Origin of the sequence: Actinomadura sp. CNU-125 (genome assembly GCF_001942465.1) — a bacterium.
Classification (GTDB): Bacteria; Actinomycetota; Actinomycetes; order Streptosporangiales; family Streptosporangiaceae; genus Spirillospora.
The window spans coordinates 37,240-56,167 of sequence record NZ_MKJY01000288.1 but is presented as its reverse complement, the minus strand read 5'-3'; the positions used below and the strand labels follow the sequence as shown (position 1 = coordinate 56,167).

The 18,928-nt window shown below is 73.6% G+C and carries 18 protein-coding genes and 1 pseudogene; 10 read left to right on the top strand and 9 right to left on the bottom strand.

The features are described 5' to 3' along the window. A partial coding sequence (locus BJF79_RS29215; protein WP_143220305.1) for a zinc-binding dehydrogenase occupies positions 1–454 on the top strand: 454 nt, incomplete at its 5' end. A gap of 39 nt (positions 455–493) precedes the next feature. Here BJF79_RS29215 and BJF79_RS29210 read toward each other — a convergent pair. Then, on the bottom strand, positions 494–946 hold the full coding sequence (locus tag BJF79_RS29210) for a GNAT family N-acetyltransferase (RefSeq protein ID WP_075902177.1): 453 nt from the start codon (positions 944–946) through the stop codon (positions 494–496). 163 nt (positions 947–1,109) lie between these two features. On the opposite strand from BJF79_RS29210, the gene BJF79_RS57440 reads away from it, so the two are divergent. Continuing rightward, complete coding sequence (locus tag BJF79_RS57440) at positions 1,110–1,442, top strand: WhiB family transcriptional regulator (RefSeq protein ID WP_075902187.1); 333 nt, start codon at positions 1,110–1,112, stop codon at positions 1,440–1,442. Between the two features lie 53 nt (positions 1,443–1,495). On the opposite strand, the pseudogene BJF79_RS51625 reads toward BJF79_RS57440, so the two are convergent. The 4 genes and pseudogenes from BJF79_RS51625 to BJF79_RS29185 form a co-directional block, all read right to left on the bottom strand. Continuing rightward, a pseudogene (locus tag BJF79_RS51625) lies at positions 1,496–2,395 on the bottom strand (sulfite exporter TauE/SafE family protein); the annotation flags it as partial. Between the two features lie 119 nt (positions 2,396–2,514). Further along, the gene (locus BJF79_RS29195) at positions 2,515–3,012 is read right to left on the bottom strand and encodes a hypothetical protein (RefSeq protein ID WP_083734108.1); all 498 of its coding nucleotides are present in this window, start codon (positions 3,010–3,012) and stop codon (positions 2,515–2,517) included. Positions 3,013–3,056: 44 nt separating this feature from the next. Continuing rightward, complete coding sequence (locus tag BJF79_RS29190) at positions 3,057–3,467, bottom strand: ester cyclase (RefSeq protein WP_075902175.1); 411 nt, start codon at positions 3,465–3,467, stop codon at positions 3,057–3,059. A gap of 78 nt (positions 3,468–3,545) precedes the next feature. Beyond that, a complete protein-coding gene (locus BJF79_RS29185) occupies positions 3,546–3,971 on the bottom strand; it encodes a MerR family transcriptional regulator (RefSeq protein ID WP_075902173.1) in 426 nt (141 codons plus the stop codon). Between the two features lie 96 nt (positions 3,972–4,067). Here BJF79_RS29185 and BJF79_RS29180 point away from each other — a divergent pair, with 96 nt between their 5' ends. The 3 genes from BJF79_RS29180 (at position 4,068) to BJF79_RS53930 (ending at position 6,777) form a co-directional block, all read left to right on the top strand. After that, positions 4,068–5,138 carry an alkene reductase gene (locus tag BJF79_RS29180; RefSeq protein WP_075902171.1) on the top strand — a complete coding sequence of 357 codons (1,071 nt, stop codon included), beginning with the start codon at positions 4,068–4,070 and terminating at the stop codon, positions 5,136–5,138. 146 nt (positions 5,139–5,284) lie between these two features. Next, on the top strand, positions 5,285–5,938 hold the full coding sequence (locus BJF79_RS53935) for a CYTH domain-containing protein (protein ID WP_158079323.1): 654 nt from the start codon (positions 5,285–5,287) through the stop codon (positions 5,936–5,938). 23 nt (positions 5,939–5,961) lie between these two features. Continuing rightward, positions 5,962–6,777, top strand: coding sequence for a CHAD domain-containing protein (locus BJF79_RS53930; RefSeq protein WP_158079322.1), 816 nt, complete (start codon positions 5,962–5,964; stop codon positions 6,775–6,777). Between the two features lie 43 nt (positions 6,778–6,820). Here BJF79_RS53930 and BJF79_RS29170 read toward each other — a convergent pair whose 3' ends face one another. The 3 genes from BJF79_RS29170 to BJF79_RS29160 all read right to left on the bottom strand — a co-directional run bounded on the left by BJF79_RS29170 (position 6,821) and on the right by BJF79_RS29160 (position 12,280). Beyond that, a complete protein-coding gene (locus BJF79_RS29170) occupies positions 6,821–7,735 on the bottom strand; it encodes an NUDIX hydrolase (protein WP_083734103.1) in 915 nt (304 codons plus the stop codon). After that, complete coding sequence (locus BJF79_RS29165) at positions 7,728–9,812, bottom strand: RNA degradosome polyphosphate kinase (RefSeq protein ID WP_075902169.1); 2,085 nt, start codon at positions 9,810–9,812, stop codon at positions 7,728–7,730. Before BJF79_RS29165 ends, BJF79_RS29170 begins: the two co-directional genes overlap by 8 nt. A gap of 707 nt (positions 9,813–10,519) precedes the next feature. Beyond that, entirely contained in the window at positions 10,520–12,280 is a 1,761-nt protein-coding gene (locus tag BJF79_RS29160; RefSeq protein WP_075902167.1) for a CU044_5270 family protein, read from the bottom strand. A gap of 207 nt (positions 12,281–12,487) precedes the next feature. Here BJF79_RS29160 and BJF79_RS29155 point away from each other — a divergent pair, with 207 nt between their 5' ends. Genes BJF79_RS29155 through BJF79_RS29145 form a run of 3 tightly spaced genes read left to right on the top strand, consistent with a single transcriptional unit; the run spans position 12,488 to position 15,814 of the window. After that, positions 12,488–13,687, top strand: coding sequence for a PP2C family protein-serine/threonine phosphatase (locus BJF79_RS29155; protein WP_075902165.1), 1,200 nt, complete (start codon positions 12,488–12,490; stop codon positions 13,685–13,687). Beyond that, positions 13,684–15,387, top strand: coding sequence for a sensor histidine kinase (locus BJF79_RS29150; protein WP_083734098.1), 1,704 nt, complete (start codon positions 13,684–13,686; stop codon positions 15,385–15,387). The genes BJF79_RS29155 and BJF79_RS29150 overlap by 4 nt, the downstream gene beginning before the upstream one ends. Continuing rightward, positions 15,368–15,814, top strand: coding sequence for a response regulator (locus BJF79_RS29145; RefSeq protein ID WP_075902163.1), 447 nt, complete (start codon positions 15,368–15,370; stop codon positions 15,812–15,814). The genes BJF79_RS29150 and BJF79_RS29145 overlap by 20 nt, the downstream gene beginning before the upstream one ends. On the opposite strand, the gene BJF79_RS29140 is transcribed toward BJF79_RS29145, so the two are convergent. Further along, positions 15,798–16,955, bottom strand: a complete 1,158-nt coding sequence (locus BJF79_RS29140) for a PP2C family protein-serine/threonine phosphatase (protein ID WP_075902161.1) — start codon at positions 16,953–16,955, stop codon at positions 15,798–15,800. The genes BJF79_RS29145 and BJF79_RS29140 overlap by 17 nt on opposite strands. Positions 16,956–17,315: 360 nt before the next feature. On the opposite strand from BJF79_RS29140, the gene BJF79_RS29135 reads away from it, so the two are divergent. Next, the gene (locus BJF79_RS29135) at positions 17,316–18,131 is read left to right on the top strand and encodes a L,D-transpeptidase (protein WP_075902159.1); all 816 of its coding nucleotides are present in this window, start codon (positions 17,316–17,318) and stop codon (positions 18,129–18,131) included. A gap of 27 nt (positions 18,132–18,158) precedes the next feature. Then, positions 18,159–18,839, top strand: a complete 681-nt coding sequence (locus BJF79_RS29130) for a choice-of-anchor P family protein (protein ID WP_075902157.1) — start codon at positions 18,159–18,161, stop codon at positions 18,837–18,839. Positions 18,840–18,928 lie beyond the last annotated feature (89 nt).

Sequence of the window (18,928 nt, the reverse complement as noted above, 5' to 3'; positions counted from 1 at the left end):
GCGTCGTCCGGGCCGAAGCGGGACGCGCCGTCGCCGCGGGCGCGCCGCCGCGATCGACCGCGCGGACGTCAAGGGCGGGGCGCGCGGCTGGTCGGAGGGCGGCGTCGACGTCGTCTACGACCCGGTGGGCGGCGCGCTGGCCGATCCGGCGCTGCGGTCGCTGCGCGAGGGCGGACGGCACGTGGTGATCGGGTTCGCGGCGGGCGACATCCCGTCGCTGCCGCTCAACCAGGTGCTCCTGCGCAACCGGACGATCGTGGGCGTCGACTGGGGCGCCTGGTCGATGACGCACCCCGCGGAGCAGCGGGCGCTGCTGGACGAGCTGCTGGCGATGGTCGCGTCGGGCGCGCTGGCGCCCGGAGCGCCGGGCGTCGAGCCGCTGGTCGCGGCGCCGAAGGTGCTGGACGACCTGCTGAACCGGCGGATCGTGGGAAAGGTCGCGCTCGTCCCCTGATCGGGCCTCGACCGCCTCGACCGCGCCTCGGTGCCCCGGTCAGGCGAGGTGGTACTTCATGCCCATGTGGGACGGGCGGAAGCCGATCTTCTGGTAGAAGCGGATCGCGTCGGGGCGCTGCCGGTCGGTGGTGAGCTGCACCAGCCGGCAGCCCCGGGCGCGGGCCCGGTCGACGGCCTCGCCGATGAGGGCCTGGCCGACGCCCGCGCCGCGCAGCTCGGACACGACGCGGACGCCTTCGATCTGCGCTCGTTCGCCGCCGCCGTAGGTGAGGCCGGGGATGAACGTGAGCTGCAGCGTGCCCGCGATCTCGCCGTCGACCTCGGCCACGATGACCGTGTTGTTCTGGTCTTTCTCGATCGCGGCGAACGCGGTGAAGTAGGCCTCCGGGATCTCGGCGCCCGGCGTTTCGCGCGCCGCACCGAGGGGATCGTCGGCCAGAAGCCGGACGATCCGCGGCAGATCGGCCGCCGTCGCCTCGCGGAAGGTCACTTCTTGATCACGCTGCACACCGACCAGGCTATCCGAACGCTAAGTTGCAGTGTTCACCACAACGACTTGTAGTACTACGACTCGTAGTACTACGTTGGGTGGAAGACATCGTCATCTCGACCCGCGAAGCCGGCGGCGTGCCGCACCGCCGCAGGGAGAAGCCATGCACAGCGACAACGACAACGAGGAACACTGGACCGACCACGCGATCTGCCGCGGCACGGACCCCGACCTGTTCTTCCCGATCGGGTACTCCGCGGAGATCCTGCGTGAGCAGGAGCGCGCCGCGAAGGTGATCTGCGGCAACTGCCCGGTCCAGGTCGACTGCCTGACCTGGGCGCTGCGCGTCGGCGAGCCCGACGGCGTCTGGGGCGGCACGACCCCGGAGGAGCGCCGCCACCTGCGCCGCACGGCCGAGGCCCCGGCCCGCCGTCCGCTCCCGGTCATCGTCGTCCGCGGCGACGCCTCGACGTCCGAGCACGCCGACGCCGCCTGAGCGCGCCGCCCACCGGCCGCCGCCCGATCAGCCCGACGCCTCCGGCACCTCGTCGGCCACCGCGGCGGCCTCCGCGTCCCGTTCACGTCGCGCTCCGCGCGGTACCGCCTGACCGAGTACGCGACGGCCGCCGCCCAGCCCGCGTACAGGACGGCGTAGACGCCGTACCGGACGGGCGCGCCCGCATCGATCCAGTCGCTGTTCAGCAGGGTCCGGGCGTTCGTGACGATGATCACGCCGCCGACCGCCGAGCCGAGGACGGCGGGCGGCAGATGCCGCACCAGCCAGGCCGCGATCGGGGCGGCGACCAGGCCGCCGAGCAGCAGCGCGGCCGCCCACCCGGCATTGATCCCCGCGGTCCCGAGCCCGGCGAGGAAGCCGAGGCTGGCCGCGACCGCGACGAGGAACTCGCTGGTGTCGATGGTGCCGATCACCTTGCGGGGCTCCATCCGCCCGGACGCCAGCAGCGCGGGCGTCCCGACCGGGCCCCAGCCGCCGCCGCCCGACGCGTCCACGAACCCGGCGACCACGCCCAGCGGGGCGAGGAAGCGGCGCCGCAGCGGCTTGCCCAGGTTCGCGGTGGACGGTCCGCGCCGGGTGAACCGGACGAGCACGTAGACGCCGAGCGACAGCAGGATCAGCGACATGACGGGCGCGGCGGCCTCGGTCGACAGCCAAGACAGGAACGTCGCCCCGGCGAAGGCGCCGAACGCGCCCGGGAAGCCGACCTTGGCGACGACCTTCCAGTCGACGTTGCCGAACCGCCAGTGCGCCGCGCCGGACGCCAGCGTCGTCCCGATCTCCGACAGGTGCACGGTCGCGGACGCGGCCGCCGGGCTCGTCCCCGCCGCCAGCAGCAACGTCGTCGACGTCACCCCGTAGGCCATCCCCAGGCTTCCGTCCACCAGCTGGGCGCCGAGCCCCACCAGCGCGAGCACCACGAACGAGCGCATCGCAGACCTTCCCTACTTGATAAGTCGGAATACAGGATATTAAGCCACCACGGCACCTCCCTGGTCAACCGGACTTATCGGCTAGATCGCCCTACCGGGGCCCTGCCGGCGCGCGCCGCTCAGTCGAGCGCGTCCACGAAACGCTCCGCCTCCTCGGCGTTCATCCCCGTCTCGTCCCGCACCAGCGCGACGGCCGACGCGTGGTCGTCCGCGTCGACGAACCCGCGCGCGCGGTCCGCGAGCGTCCCGCCCGGCCCGTCCGTCCCGGCGGTCCGGCCGGTCCGGCCGCGCCGCCAGCCGGCCTGCAGCGCCCGCACGAAGTCCTTGCCCTCGCTGCGCCCGAGCCCGCCCGCGTCCCGGACGAGCTTCACCGCGTCCTTCGCCCGCCCCTCGCCCAGCAGCGCGCGGGCCTTCTCCTCGGCCTCGACGGGGACCTGCGCGCCGATCCACTCCAGCCGCATCTCGTCGATGCAGGACTTGGCGCTCACGAGGTCCGCGCCGGTCGCCTTGCGCACCTCGGCGACCGCCTTGACCAACTGCCCCTTCCCGAGCAGTTCCACCACGCGCGTGGCAACCTCCGGCGGCACGTACGGCACGGACGACCTGTTGCCGGACATCGCACTCCCTCGTCGGACGGGACGGACTTTCCGACCTTAGACGTTCAGCTGTCGCCGAACGCTCCGAGTTCCGTCATCAGCCCCACACCGTCGGACACCACCCAGTACTCGGCGAGCCGCCCGCCCGCGACGCGGAAGATGTCGTGCCCGACGAACGACACGCGCGTCCCCGGCGACGCCATCGCGCCGGGCACGCCGCCCTGGTACGTCCCGTGGAACGTCCACCGGGCCGCCACCGTGTCGCCGCCCACCACCGGCCCGACGTCCAGCGTGTTCACGATGTCGGAGAACAGGTGGCGCGAGTGGCGGATCTGCTCGGCGGCCTCCTTCGGCCCGCGTACCTCCGTCGCGGGCCAGTGCCCCACGAAGTCCGGCGCCATGATCTCGTCGAGGACGCCGTAGTCGCCCGACCACGCGTCGAACAGCCAGCGCCGGTACAGCTCTTCCGCATCCATGGCCCCATTGTTCGCACGCGCACCGGCCCGATGCCAAGGGGGATGAGGGGGGATGAAGGGGGATGAGGGGGGAGGCCGTCAGCAGGACGCGTGCCCGGCGTGGGCTCGCTCGGCGTGGGCTCGCTCGCTGCGGGGGCGTTCGGCGCGGGGATGCTCGCCGCGGGCGTGCTCGTACCCCAGTTCGATGACCCGGTCCAGCCGGTCCCGCGTCTCCGCGAGGTCGCGGAGCTGCCCGTCGATGCGGTCCCGCTCGGCGGCGAGCCGGTCCAGCATCCCGGCCGTCGCGACGCCGGTGGCGACGCACGGCATGATCGGCCGGATCGCGTCGCTGGTCAGCCCCGCGCCGAGCAGCAGCCGGATGAGCCGGACGCGGTCCACGTCCTCGTCCCGGTAGTGCCGCTGCCCGCTGCCGCTGCGCGCGGGCGCGAGCAGATGCTGCTCCTCGTAGTACCGCAGCGCCCGCACGCTGACGCCCGTCCGCGCGGCCAGATCCCCGATGCGCATGCCGTCCCCTTCGCTCCCAAGGTGACCCGTATCACCTTGCCCCTCACGTGAACGTGAGGTTTTAGCGTAACCGCATCTACGGAAAGGAACTGACCGATGACCGGCTTTTTCGACTCCTACCGCATGGGCGGGCTGACCCTCCCCAACCGCCTCGTGATGGCCCCGATGTCGCGCGCCCGGGTGGCCGCGGACGGGCTGGCGACCGCCTCCACCGCGGCCTACTACGCCCAGCGCGCCACCGCCGGGCTGATCGTCAGCGAGGGCGTGCAGCCGAGCCTGCAGGGCCAGTCGAACCCCTTCACGCCCGGCCTGCACAACGACGAGCAGGTCGCCGCGTGGCGTCCGGTGACCGGGGCGGTCCACGCCAACGGCGGGCGGATCTTCGCGCAGCTCATGCACGGCGGACGCGTCGGGCACCCCGAGGTCGCCGGGTACACGCCCGTCGCGCCGTCGGCCGTCCGGCTGGAAGCCGAGCTGTTCACCGGCCCCAAGGGGATGCTGCCCGCCCCGGAGCCCCGCGCGCTGAGCACCGCCGAGGCGCGGGACGAGGCGGGCGTGTTCGGCACCGCGGCGCGCCGCGCGATCGACGCCGGGTTCGACGGCGTCGAACTGCACGGCGCGAACGGCTACCTGATCGGGCAGTTCCTGTCGTCGAGCGCGAACCGGCGCACCGACCGCTACGGCGGTTCGATCACCGGCCGCATCCGGTTCGCGGTCGAGGCGGTGGAGGCGGCGGCGGACGCCGTCGGCGCCGACCGCGTCGGCATCCGCCTGTCGCCCGGCAACCGGATCTGGGACGCGATCGAGGAGGACGTCCCGGACCTCTACGGAGCCCTGCTGGACGCGCTCGCCCCGCTCGGCCTCGCCTACGTCCACCTGCTCGCCACCACCGACGACGAGACCCTGATGCGCCTGCGCAAGTCGTGGCCGGGCACGCTCATCATGAACCCGGCCGCGCCGAGCGACCCCGAGCCCGCCACCCGGGAGCAGGGCGAACGGTGGCTCGCGAACGGCGCCGACCTGGTCAGTTACGGCCGCGCCTACATCGCCAACCCCGACCTCGTCGAACGGTTCCGCGCCGGCCTGCCCCTGGCCGCCGCCGACCGCGAGACCTGGTACACGGGCGGCGACAACGGCTACATCACCTACGGCGATCACGCGTACTGACCCACCGCGACGGCGGGCGGCACGCCGGGCGGCGCGTCGGAGGTGTCGAGGTTCCGCGGGTTACCGAGCATTCGCGTTCTATCCCTGTTCACCTTCGCGTGAAATGCTCGTCACGTGGGCTTTAACTCGTGGTAGGAGGGCGCATCGTGGCCGACCGGCACCTGGAGATCGAGCAGAAGTACGACGCGGAGGCGGGGTTCGTTCTCCCGCCGCTGGACGATCTTCCGGGGGTGTCGGCGGCCGCGGCGCCGCGCGTCCACGAACTGCACGCGACCTACTTCGACACCGCCGACCTGCGGCTCGCCGCGCACGGGATCACGCTGCGGCGGCGCCGCGGCGGCGACGACTCCGGCTGGCACCTGAAGGTCCCGGCCGGGCCGGACGGCAAGCAGGAGCATCGCGCGCCGCTCGGCCGCCCGCGCGTCGTCCCGCCGCGGCTCGCCGGGCTCGTCGCCGTGCACACGCGCGGCGCCGAGCTGGCGCCCGTCGCGACGCTGGAGACCGCGGACGGTCGTGGCCCTGCGGGACGGCGACGGCACGGTCCTCGCGGAGGTCGCCGACGACCTCGTCTCGGCGTACCGGGAGGAAGGGGACGAGCCGCGGCGGTGGCGGGAGATCGAGGTCGAACTCGGCGGCGGCCAGGGCCGGAACTGCTGAAGGCGGCGGGCAAGCGGCTGCGGAAGGCGGGCGCGCGGAAGGCGAAGTCGTCGTCCAAGCTCGGCCGGCTGCTCGGCGCGGACGTGCGGCGGCGCCGGGCGCGGCGGCGCGGGCCGCGACGCGGGCGCGGCTGCGGGAGCTGACCGCCAACGGGAAGCTGCCGACGGTGACCGCGGGCGACGCCGTGCTGGGCTACCTCGCGGCGCACCTCGAAAGCCTGATCGAGTTCGACCCGCGGGCGCGGCTGGGCGAGAACGACGCCGTCCACCGGATGCGGGTCGCGACGCGGCGGCTGCGCAGCACGCTGCAGGCGTACCGGCCGGTGCTCGACCCGGCGCGGACCGAGCCGCTGCAGGCGGAGCTGCGGTGGCTGGCGGCGGTCCTGGGCGAGGTCCGCGACCTGGAGGTGCTGCGCATGCGGTTCGCGGACGGCCCGTCGTTCTTCGTCGACGACCTCGCCCGGCGCGAGCGCGGCGCGTACCGGCGGATGAACCTGGCGCTGAAGGAGCCCCGCTACTTCGAGCTGCTCGACGCGCTCGACGCGCTGATCGCCGACCCGCCGCTGGGCGAGCGCGCGCAGCGCAAGGCGCGCAAGGAGCTGCCGGTCCTGGTCTCGCGGGTTTGGGAGCGGATGGCGCGCCAGTACCGGACGATCGAAACGGCCGAGGACCCGGACCTCGCGCGGCACGAAACCCGGAAGGCCGCCAAGCGCGCGCGCTACGCGGCGGAGCTGGCGACGCCCGTCCTGGGCGCGGCGGCGAAGCGGGTCGCCAAGGACGCCAAGCGCATCCAGGAGGTGCTCGGGGAACACCAGGACGGCGTGCTCGCGATGGAGCGGCTGCGGGCCGTCAAGGGGCGCGCGCGGACGCCGCAGGACGCGTTCGCGCTCGGCCTGCTGTACGGGCGGGAGGAGTGCCGCGCGGAGACCGCCCGCGACCGGCTGGCCGTGACGTGGTCCCGCACCCTGGGCCCGTCCTTCTAGCCCCGTTCCCCGCGGTGAACAGCCTCCGGGGCCTCGGTCTCGGTCAGGGGTTGTGGCGTTCCAGGGCGGGCATGGCGTTGCCCGCGATGTGGGCGACCCAGAACTCGCCCTTCGCCAGGCACGGGTCGTCGGGGACCTTCTCGCCCAGCTCCCGGCACAGCCCGGTGACGAGCTCCTCGACGATCTCGCCGTGCGTGCAGACGACCGTCGGGACGCCGTCGGCGACGAGTTCGAGGAGCCGCTCGACGGCCCGTCCGGGGGCGGTGTCGCCGACCGTGAACGCGCCGTCGGTGGTGACGGCCGCGCGGGTGCGGCGGGCGTGCGGCAGGACGGTCTCGACGCAGCGGCCCGTCGCGGAGCTCACCAGCCGGACGGGCCCGAACGACGACAGCAGCGCCGACAGCCGGACGGCGTCGGCGCGTCCGGCGGCGTCGAGCGGCCGCAGCTCGTCGGCGTCCCGCCAGTCCTCCTTCGCGTGGGCGGACGCGTGCCGCAGGATCACCAGCGGACGGGTGCGCAGCGGGCCCGCGAGGAACTCGTCGAGCAGTTCGGCGTCGTGCCGGTACGTCAGCCGCCGGGCGGCCCGGTCGGGCGGCAGCCACTCGATCCGGTCGACTTCCTCGTTCGGGACGAACGCCGCGTCGGCGACCGGCCGCGCCGCCCACCAGTCGACGCGTTTCGTCCGTTTCCCCAGCGTGTACATGCCGGTCGGGAGACGGCGGCCGAGCCGGGGGACGATCCCGGTCTCCTCCTCGACCTCGCGGACGGCGGCGCGCAGCACGTGCTCGCCCGGGTCCACCTTCCCTTTCGGCAGCGACCAGTCGTCGTAGCGTGGGCGGTGGATCACCGCGAACTCGGGGCCGTCCCGCCAGAGCAGCGCCCCGGCCGCACGGATCGTCCGGTCCGTCCCGTCCGTCCGGTCCGTCCGGTCCGTCGTCGTCGTTTCGTCGTCAGCCATCGACCGTCCTCCAGCGGCGGCTCCGGACCAGGTGGGTCTGGATGTCGTGCAGGGTCTCGCCGGGGAAGGGGGTGTTGCGCGTCCAGGTGCCTTCGCCGTCCAGGCACCAGGCGTGCGCGCCGGGGTCCATCGCCATGTCGATGAGGTCGATCAGCCGGTCGCGCTGCGCCCGGTCGGTGACGGTGACGAGCGCCTCGACGCGGCGGTCGAGGTTGCGGTGCATCAGGTCGGCGCTGCCGAGCCACACCTCCGGGTCGCCGCCGTTGTCGAACGCGAAGACGCGGGAGTGCTCCAGGAACCGTCCGAGGACGCTGCGGACCCGGATCGTCTCCGACAGGCCGGGCACGCCGGGGCGCAGCGCGCATATGCCGCGCACCCACACGTCCACCGGGACGCCCGCGCGCGACGCCCGGTACAGGGCGTCGATCAGGACCTCGTCGACGAGCGAGTTGCACTTGATGCGGACCCGCGCGGGATGCCCGGCGCGGTGGTTGTCGATCTCGTGCTCGACGCGCTGCACGAGGCCCGACCGGAGGCTGTGCGGCGCGACGAGGAGCCGGTGGTATGAGCCCTGCCGCGAGTAGCCGGTGAGGTGGTTGAACAGCGCGCTGACGTCCTCGCCGACTTCCGGGTCGGCCGTCAGCAGCCCGAAGTCCTCGTAGAGGCGGGCGGTCTTCGGGTGGTAGTTGCCGGTGCCGATGTGGCAGTAGCGGCGCAGGACGCCGTCCGGGTCCTGGCGGACGACGAGCGCGAGCTTGCAGTGCGTCTTCAGCCCGACGAACCCGTAGACGACATGGCATCCGGCGGTCTCCAGCTTGCGCGCCCACGCGATGTTGGCGCGCTCGTCGAACCGGGCCTTCAGCTCCACGACCACGACGACCTGCTTGCCCGCCTCGGCCGCGTTCATGAGCGCGTCGACGATCGGGGAGTCGCCGCTCGTCCGGTACAGCGTCTGCTTGATCGCCAGGACGCGCGGGTCGACGGCGGCGTCGTCGATGAGCCGCTGCACGGTCGTCGTGAACGAGTCGTAGGGGTGCTGGACGAGCACGTCCCGGGTGCGGATCGCGGCGAAGATGCTCGCGTCCTCCGGGATCGCCTCCTTCGACGGGACGAACGGCGGGTACTTCAGCTCGGGACGGTCGAGGTCGGCGATCGCGGCGAGGCCGCCGAGGTCGAGCGGCCCGCCCACCCGGTAGATCTGGCCCTCGTGGACGGCCAGTTCGGTCGTCAGCAGCTCCAGCACGCCCGCGGAGATCGACTCCTCGACCTCCAGCCGGACGACCGGCCCGAACCGGCGCCGCAGCAGCTCCCGTTCGAGGGCCTGCAGCAGCCCTTCGCTGATGTCCTCGTCGATTTCGAGGTCCTGGTTGCGGGTGACGCGGAACGCGTGGTGCTCGACGACCTCCATGCCGACGAACAGCTGCCCGAGGTGCGCGGCGATGACGTCTTCGAGCGGGGTGAACCGGTCGGGGGACGCCTCGATGAAGCGCGGCAGCAGCGGCGGGACCTTCACGCGCGCGAACATCGTCGCGTCGGTCTCCGGGTCGCGGACGATCACGGCCAGGTTGAGCGACAGGCCCGAGATGTACGGGAACGGGTGCGCGGAGTCGACGACCAGCGGCGTGAGCACGGGGTATATGCGGTCGCGGAAGAACCTCCGCAGCCGTTCCTGCTCGGTCTCCGCCAGCTCGTCCCAGCGCAGCAGGTCGATGCCCTCTTTGCCGAGGGCCGGGCGGATCTCGTCGCGGAAGCAGGCCACGTGCCGCAGCATCAGCTCGTGCGCGACCGTCCCGGTGCGTTCCAGCACCTCGCGCGGCTGCCGCCCGCTGGCCGACTGCACCGCCAGCCCGGTCGCCATCCGGCGCGCGAGGCCCGCGACCCGCACCATGAAGAACTCGTCGAGGTTGCTGGAGAAGATCGACAGGAATCGGACGCGCTCCAGCAGCGGCAGCGCCGGGTCTTCGGCGAGCTCCAGAACGCGCTGGTTGAAGCGAAGCCAGCTCTCCTCCCGGTCGAGGAAGCGGTCTTCGGGCAGCGCTTCGGCGGGACGGGGGATGTGTCCTGGATTGACGGTCATGTTCTTATTTTTCCTGACCAAGGTGAACGGCTGTGGAACTTACGGGGTGCCGAAGAGTCAGACACCGTAGATCGTGCCCGCGGTTCCAGTTGATCAACCGGTCTTCCGGCCACCGATCCGCAACGCGCCCCCGCCCTCACGCTCCGCGTCCCGTGCCCCGTCCCGCACCCCGCCGGGACGCGCCGCCCGCCCCGTCCGCGCGCCCCCACCGGGCCGGCGCTTAATTTGGGGGTGCCGTTTTGTCAGACCCTTGGGTAATCATTCTTGTTATGAGCAGAGACACCCATCCGGGGACGCAGTGCCCGCACTGCCGATCACATCTCGCGCTCGTCCCCCTGCCCGCCAATGCCGACACCGGAGCCACGCCGACCCAACTGCCCATCGTCCCCATCGCCCCCAAGGAGGAATGGCAGCCGCCCCCCGTCTCGGAGGTGCTCGCGGTTTACGCCGGACGCGCCGTCGATACCGCCACGCGACGCGCGGCGCCGCCAAGGTGAGGGAAAGCCTGAACCGCGCCCGGGCCGCCGCGACCCAGCGCAGGACCGCACAGAAATCCGCCCGGCACCGCAGCCGGACCACGACTCGAACCCCGAAGAGCGCCTGATCACATACCGATCACGCGGCGCGTGAGCCGCCCGCAAAGGGACGGCGCCCGGCCCGGTTAAGGCCATGGCACCGCCCCTGCGATTACCGATGCCGCGAACGGATCAGCGCGGTGCCGAGTCCGTCCATTCCATCGCCGTCACGGCGGCGGAACTCAGCACCGTTCCGGCGGGCCGGTCCACTCCGGCGGCCGGCTCCCGCAGCACCCGATCCTCGGCCAGCGCACGTCCGCTCTCCGGGTCGATGACGAGCCGGTGCCGGATCGTCCCGAGGGGCGTCCGCTCGTCGAACGCGACGGCGTCGCCCGTCCGTCCGCGCGCGTCCTCGACCTCGCCCACGCCCTCGACCGACTCCAGCCCGGCCAGCATCCGGAACGCGGCGGCCCGCACCTGCGGCGTGACGGGCATGTCCATCACCAGCCCGACGGACGTGCGGTACAGCCAGGCGTCCGACGACATCGGGCGGCCGTCCGTCTCGGTGTCGTGCCCCTCGTACCAGCGCAGCAGCTCGGCTTCGAGCTTCGCCGGGTCGGCGGGCAGCGCGCGCAGGTCCGCGATGGTCACGTTCCGGCCGAGCCAGAACACCTTGTCCCCGTCGACGAGCGGCGAGCTGCTCGTCTCCGCTTTCCCGGGCTCAGTCGACGCCTGCAGCGGCTTGAGCTTCTCCTTCTGACCCGGCGCGATGGGCACCTGCACCTCGAACGTGGCCGGGGACCCCGCGCGCCGCCAGGCCGCCGCGTCCGTCATGGTCGCCGCCTTCGCCCCGAGCCGCTGCGTGCGCGACACCATCCGGCCGCCCGGCTCACCGGGCGTCCACGTCTCGCCCTTGGACGCGACGACGATCGTGTACTGCGCGCCCGGCTCGCCCACCCGGTAGTACTGGGCGTCGGTCCGCTCCACGTACCAGTACGCGCCCGTCCCCACTGGGCGCCGCTCGGTCTTCTCGGCGGCCGCGAGCAGGACGGTCCCGGCGTCGAGCGTCCGGACGGGCGCCTCGCCCGCGACCGTCCCCGGCCCCGGCTCCGGCCCCGTCCCGTCCAGCGCGGTCAGGCCGGCCACGGCCAGCGCGGCGGCGGCCCCCACCGCGGCGAGGCCCAGCCCCCATACCGGCCGGACGTTCCGCCTCGCGCGCTCGCGCACGTCCCGTTCGGACGGCGCTTCCGCCATCGCCCGCGCGAGTTCCGCGCGCCGGACCTCCGGGTCAACCGGCACGTCCGGGTCCAGCCCCTCCGGACGCGCCTCGCGCAGCGTCCGCAGCACGTCGCTCATGACAACTCCTCCTTGATGATCCCCACCCGCGAACGTTCGGCGCCGCCCGCCCGGACACCGGCCGCGCCGGCGCCGTCGTCGCGTTCGGGGGCTTCCTCCACCGCCCGGACGAGCCGGCGGCGCGCCCGGTGCAGGCGCACCCGCAGCGCCGTGGCCGAGCAGCCCGACGACGCGGGCGGCGTCCTTCGGCGCCAGCCCCTGCCAGGCGACCAGGATCAAGATCTCCCGGTCGTTCTCCGGCAGCGCCGCCATCGCGCGGAGCACGGCGAGGCGCTCGGCGACCTGCTCGGCGACGTCGCCGCCGGGACGCGCGGCGCGGCGGCCCAGCTCGGCCGTGAACGCCTCGCGCCGCGCCTCCGCGCGGTGGCCCGCGCGCAGGACGTTGCGGGCGACGCCGAGCAGCCACGGCAGCGGCGGGTCCGGCACGTCGGCCAGGCGCCGCCACGCCACCGTGAAGGTCTCGCTCACCACCTCGTCGGCGACCTGCCGACCTGCCCGGCTCGCCGCGTACGCCCAGACGCGCTGCCTGCACGTGTCGTACATCGCGGTGAAGCGCCGCTCGTCGGCGGCTCGCCGACCGGGATCTTCGTCCGCCACCGTGTGCTCCTCCGTCCGCCGGGTGCGTTCCGTCGGGAGGTAGTGGCCCGTGGATCATCATCGTTACCGCAGAGTCGGGTTTTCTCCGGCGGGAGGAGCCTTCCGCCGCGGGAGGTGCCAGGCTCATGCGGAATGCATCTAATATTTGCACGACTGCAAGCAAATCCGCCGCTCGCAAGCTCGTCCCCCCGGCTAAGGAGCTGAGCCATGACCGCGATCCCCGGTCGCGGTGCCGCGCGTCTCCCCGACGTCACGGGCACCCTGCGCGTGCTGCTCGTCGAAGACGACCCGGGCGACGCGTTCCTCTTCGAGGAACTGCTGACCGAGGTCCGCCCGGGCGCCGAGATCACCGTGGCGCGGACGCTCGCGGAGGCGCTGGCCGCCATCCACCCCGGCCTGCAGTGCGTCATCGTCGACCTGTCGCTGCCGGACGCGCGGGAGCTCGACGCCCTGCGGCAGGTGATCGACCGCGCGCCCGACACCGCGGTGCTCGTCCTGACGGGGCTCGCCGACGCGCACGTGGGCGTGGCCGCGGTCGCCGCCGGGGCACAGGACTACCTGGTCAAGCAGGACGTGGACGGCGCGCTCCTCGGCCGCGCGATCAGCTACGCGATCGAGCGCAAGCGGGCGGACGAGTCGGAGAAGCAGCTCGTCGAGGCGCGCGTGGTGGCGCGGGAGAACGCGCGGCTGGAGCGCGGCCTGCTGCCGGTCCCGATCCTGACGGACGGGTCGGTGCGGCACCACACCCGCTACCGGCCGGGCCGCGACCGGGCGCTGCTCGGCGGCGACTTCCACGACACCGTGGAGACCGCGGACGGGACGGTCCACGCGGTCATCGGCGACGTCAGCGGGCACGGCGCGGACGAGGCGTCCCTCGGCGTGCGGCTGCGGATGGCGTGGCGGACGCTCGTCCTCGCGGGGCACCAGGGGCAGCGGCTCCTGGAGACCCTCGACGCGGTGCTGGAGCACGAGCGGTGGGGCGACGAGATCTTCACCACCGTGTGCATGCTGACGATCGCGCCCGACCGCCGCACCGCGCGCGTCCACCGGGCCGGGCATCCGCGCCCGCTGCTGTTCGGCCCGGACGGCGTGCGGGCCCTGCCCGAGCACCCGCGCGGCCCGGCGCTCGGCCTGGTCCCCGGGCTGGAGTGGCCCGCGCTGGACGTCGAGCTCGGCGACGCGTGGGGTCTGTTCCTCTACACCGACGGGCTGATCGAGGGCTGCGTCGGGGACGGCGGCGAACGGCTCGACCTGGAGGGACTGCTGGAACTGGCGGCGGCGGCGCACGCGCGCGGCGACCGCGGCGAGGCGCTGATCGACGGGCTGGCCGCCGAGGCCGAACGGCTGAACGGCGACGTCCTGCCCGACGACCTGGCCGTCCTGCTGCTCGGCAGGGGGGACCTGTGACGAATCCGGCGGACGCGACGGACGCGACGGACGCGGCGGGCGCGGCGGGCGCGGCGGGCGCACCCGCACCGGAGGGCTTCGGCCCGCCGGTCGTCCTGCCCGAGGCCGAGTACCCGGAGCCGCACGGGCTCAGCCGGATCAGCCTGCGGAACCTGTACCGGACGGGCGCGCTCGTCCTCGGGCTGCTGCTGGCGGCGGCGTTCGCCCTCGCCGGGGCGGCGCTCTACCAGAACGACCGCGCGCGGGACGAACTGGTCGGCAAGGTGTCGCAGGGGACGCTGCAGCAGTTCGAGGTCACCTCGTCGCTGAACGCCCAGGACACCGCGATCCGCTCGTACGCGGCGGACGGCGGGGCCGAAGCACTCGCCGACTTCCGCGCGGCCGTCGCGCGGGAGGACGCGGCGGCGTCCCGGATGCGGCGGCTGCTGACCGGGGTGTCGGGCGGCGAGGACGCCGTCGCGCTGCTGGACCGCACCGTGGCCGACGCCGCCGCCTGGCGCGCCGCGTTCGCGGCCCCGCTGATCGACCGGGGGCCGGGGGCGGGCCTGACCGAGGAAGGCGAGGACCGGGGCCGCCGGCTGTTCGACGCCGTCCGCGCCGACGTCCAGCAACTGCAGCGGGCGATCACGGCGCTGCACGAGGACGCGGCGGACCGGCTGGCCGCCCGGGGACGGGCGTCGCTGTGGGCGACCGGCGGCGCGCTCGGCATCGTCGCCGTGGCGGTCGCCGCGCTCGCCCTGGTGATCCGCCGGACGGTGCTGAAGCCCGTCTCGTCGATGACCGACCGGGTCCGCGCGGTGGCGCACGGGGACTTCGCGCACCGGCTGGACGTGTCGGGCCCGGCGGAACTGCACGAGCTCGCGGCGATCATCGACGCGATGCGGCGGCGGATCATCGACGAGTGGGGCACCAGCGTCCGGGCGGCGGGGCAGCTGACCGAGCAGGCCCGGGAGCTGACGGAGCAGGCCGAGGAGCTGCGCCGCTCGAACGCCGAGCTGGAGCAGTTCGCGTACGTGGCGAGCCACGACCTGCAGGAGCCGCTGCGGAAGGTGGCGAGCTTCTGTCAGATGATCGAGCGCCGGTACGGAGACCAGCTCGACGACCGGGGCCGCCAGTACATCGAGTTCGCGGTGGACGGCGCGAAACGCATGCAGGCCCTCATCAACGACCTGCTGGGCTTCTCGCGGGTGGGCCGGATCTCGCAGGTCGAGGAGTCGCTCGACCTGAACGAGGTCGCGCGCCAGGCGGTGTCGAACCTGGACGCCCTCTGCGAGGAGACCGGCGGGGCCGTCGAGATCGGCGAGCTGCCGTCCGTCCCGGGCGACCGCACCCAGCTCACGCAGCTGTTCCAGAACCTCGTCGGGAACGCGATCAAGTTCCGCCGCGAGGGCGTCGCCCCGCGGGTGTCGCTCGGCGCCGAGCGCCGCGACGGCGAGTGGGAGTTCCACTGCTCCGACAACGGCATCGGCATCGAGCCCCGCTACGCCGACCGCATCTTCCTGATCTTCCAGCGGCTGCACCCCCGCGACGAGTACTCCGGCACCGGCATCGGGCTCGCGCTCTGCAAGAAGATCGTCGAGTACCACGGCGGCCGCATCTGGCTCGCCACCGGCGATACCGACCAGCACGACACCGACAGCGGCACCACGTTCCGGTGGACCCTTCCCGAGGGAGATTCCGATGACCGACGGCAAGACTGACGGCCGCCCGATCGAGGTGCTGCTCGTGGAGGACGACCCCGGCGACGTCCTGCTCACCACCGAGGCGTTCGAGCACAACAAGGTGCAGAACACGCTCCACGTGGTGGAGGACGGCGAGAAGGCGATGGCGTTCCTGCGCCGCGAAGGGGAGTACTCGGGCAAGCCGCGCCCCGACCTGGTCCTGCTCGACCTGAACCTGCCGCGCAAGGACGGCCGCGAGGTCCTCGGCGAGATCAAGGACGACGAGGAGCTGCGCAGCATCCCCGTCGTGGTGCTCACCACGTCCGAGGCCGACGAGGACATCCTGCGCAGCTACCGCCTGCACGCCAACGCCTACGTGACCAAGCCCGTCGACTTCGAGCGGTTCGTCTCCGTCGTCCGCCGGATCGACGACTTCTTCGTGACGGTCGTCAAGCTCCCCCGGTGACCCCGCGTCCCGTCCAGTCGACGCACACCACGACGGCGTCGTCGCCCGGCTCCCCGCCCGCGTAGAACTCGACGTACTCGCGGATCACGGTGCCGACGGCCTCGGGCGCCTTCTGCAGGCGCGTGGCGCGCAGCGCGTTCTGCAGCGGCGTGCCGCCGAACTCCTCCCCGGTGGACGGCGACCGCGCCGCGTGCACCCCGTCGCTCACGACGACGAGGCGGTCGCCGGGCTCGACGGCGAACTCCTCGACCGCGTACCGGGTGTCGCCGAACATCCCGAGGGGGAGTTGCGCGTCGAACCCGATCGACTCCGCGGACGTCCCGCGCAGCCGGTAGATCCGCGGGGACCCGGCGTCGATCGTCCGGACGCGCCCGGTGGCGTAGTCGAAGTCGAGCAGCAGCGTCGACACGTGCCGCTCGCCCCGGTACAGCGCGTACACGCTCTGGTCGGCCAGCGTCGCCTGCTCGGCGATGTCGCCCCCGGACCGGCGCGCGTTGCGCAGCGCGCTGACCGCCAGGTGGGTGAGCGCGGCCGCCGCGGTCCCGGTGCCCATCCCGTTCGTGACGCTCAGCGTGAACCCGTCCCCGGAGGCCGCCCAGTCGAAGTGGTCGCCCCACACCGCGTACGCCGGTTCGAGCCGTCCCGCGAACGCGATCTCCGCGGTCTCGAACGCGGACGCGGGCAGCAGGTCCCACTGCATCTCCGCGGCCACCGTGAGCCGCGTCCGCCGCCGGATCCGCCGGTACAGGTCGGTGCCGCCGTCCGCGAGCCGAAGGGCCCGCGCGAGGACGTCCGCGACCTCGTCCAGCCGGTCCGGTGGGTCGCCGGCCGGCAGCGGGACGCCCAGCACGCCGACACGATCGCCTTGCACGGTGAGCGGCACGTACAGGACGTCCGCCGCGTCCCGCACCGTCCGCTGCGCGGCGAAGGCCCGCCCGGCCGCCGTGTTCGCGACCGCCGTGGCGTCCCCGTCCGGCGCGACGAGCACCGTCTGCCGGTAGTCCGGCAACAGCACCAGGGCGTCCCCGCCGCCGGTGAACCGCCCGACCGCCCGCCCGCCGACCGCGGGCAGCTCATGCGGCCGAGCCCCCCACACGGCCCGCACGACCTCCTCGAAGGCACCCCCCTCGTCAGCGCTCACTACCACCCGCCTCAGCCATCACAGCAACCACGCAGGCCCGGAACCACTGCGATTGCGGGCGAAGCCAAGTTCGAGCGAAGCGAGAACTTGATCGCGCAGCGAGCCCCCCGGGCGAGTCGGAGCGATGCAGCAATCGCAGGCGGTGCCCGTTGAAGGAAGGCCCCCAGGGCCTGACGCCGAGGGCGACGCAGGCAAACACAGCAGGCAAACACCGCCCAGGAAACACACCTTCCACCCATAACCCCATCGTCTCCGGCGAAACAGAAATAGCCACCTCAATGCGAGCGGAATAACCGCCTCGGCGTGGCATTTTCCGAATTTCCGCTACGCACGCCCTTCCCACTACTAGCATCCCGCACCATGGCGACGATGATTGCGCTCCGGAGGCGGGCGATCACGGCGGGTGCGCTCGTGCCGGTCGCGGCGCTGCTGCTGTCCGGCTGCGGGGGCGGGCCCGGGCGCGGCGAGGCCGCCGAACGGTCCGCGGGGCCGTCCGCCGGGACGTCCGCGAAACCGGCCGGCGACGCGGCCGTGCCCGAGGCGACCACGTTCACGACGGTGCAGGGCGCGCCCGCCGACCGCGGGCGGGAGGCGACCGACGGTCTCGTCGTGCACCCGGCGAAGCCGCTGCCGGTGCTCGACCGGCCCGGCGGGACCCGCGTCGCCACGCTCCCCACCGAGCAGCTCGGCGGCCCCACCTGGGTCCCGGTCGTGGAGAGCTCCGGCGGCTGGCGGCGGGTACTGCTGCCGAGCCGCCCCAACCGGGCGTCCGGGTGGATCACCGGCGACGGGCTGCGCGAGGCGCGCACGCCCTACCTCGTCACCGTCGACCTCGGCGACCGGCGGCTCACGCTGCGCGAGTCCGGCCGGACGGTCGGGCGGTGGCCGGTCGCCATCGGCGCGGCCGCCACTCCGACGCCCACCGGCCGCACGTTCGTCATGGCCCAGCTGGCGCCGGAGAAGAAGAAGCCGAGCCCGCTGGTGCTGCCGCTCGGTGCGCACTCCGACACGCTCGACACCTTCGGCGGCGGCCCGGGAACCGTGGCGCTGCACGGCTGGAGCGACGCGTCGGTGTTCGGCAAGGCCGTCACGCACGGCTGCGTGCGGGTGCCGGACGAAGCGCTGCGCAAGCTGTCCCGGGTGCCGCTCGGGACGCTCGTCCTCATCAACGACTGATTCCCGCACCACGATCGGAGTTTTCCCATGAGAGATTCCTTCAGACGCATCGCCACCGCCGGACTGCTGGCCACCGGCCTCGCCGCCGCGCTCGCCCCGGCCATGGCCGCGCCCGCGCTGGCCGAGCCCGGCTCCGGCGGGGCCGCCGGGTCCGCGTACGGGCTCACCCTGGACGGGCCGCTCGACATCGCGCCCGTCCCGGCCGTGTCGTCCGGGTCCGAGCAGGTCGAGAAGGCCCTGCTGCGGCAGAAGTCCACGAAGTTCGTGCGGGCCGAGGTGCTGGACGTCAAGGCGTCGGCGTCGCGGGCCCGGTCGAAGGTCGCACGGCTGAGCGTCCCGTCCGCGGACCTGCTGGCCAGCGCCGTCGCCGCCAAGTGCGACGACGGCCGCGGCTCGGCGCACCTGCTGAACGCGCGCATCGCGGGCCGCAGCATCGACGCGACGCCGCCGCCGAACACGCGCATCCCGGTGAAGATCGAGGGCGTCGGCGACGCGACCCTCACGCTCAACAAGCAGCGCCGGATGCCCGACGGGCGGACGAACGTCACCGCGATGGAGCTGGCGCTTCCGCTGACCGAGCCGACGACGCTGCGCGTCGCGTCCGCCACGTGCGGCAAGCAGGCGCCGACGCACCAGGAGAAGAAGCAGCAGCGGCCGGAGGCGCCCGCGCCCAAGCCGGTGCGGCACGATCTGCCGGTCACGGGCTGATCCCTTCGACGCCGGCCCGGCAGCTGCGCGACGACGTCCGCCGCCGGGCCGGACCACCGGGCCGCCCGTCCGGCCCGCGCCTTTCCGGC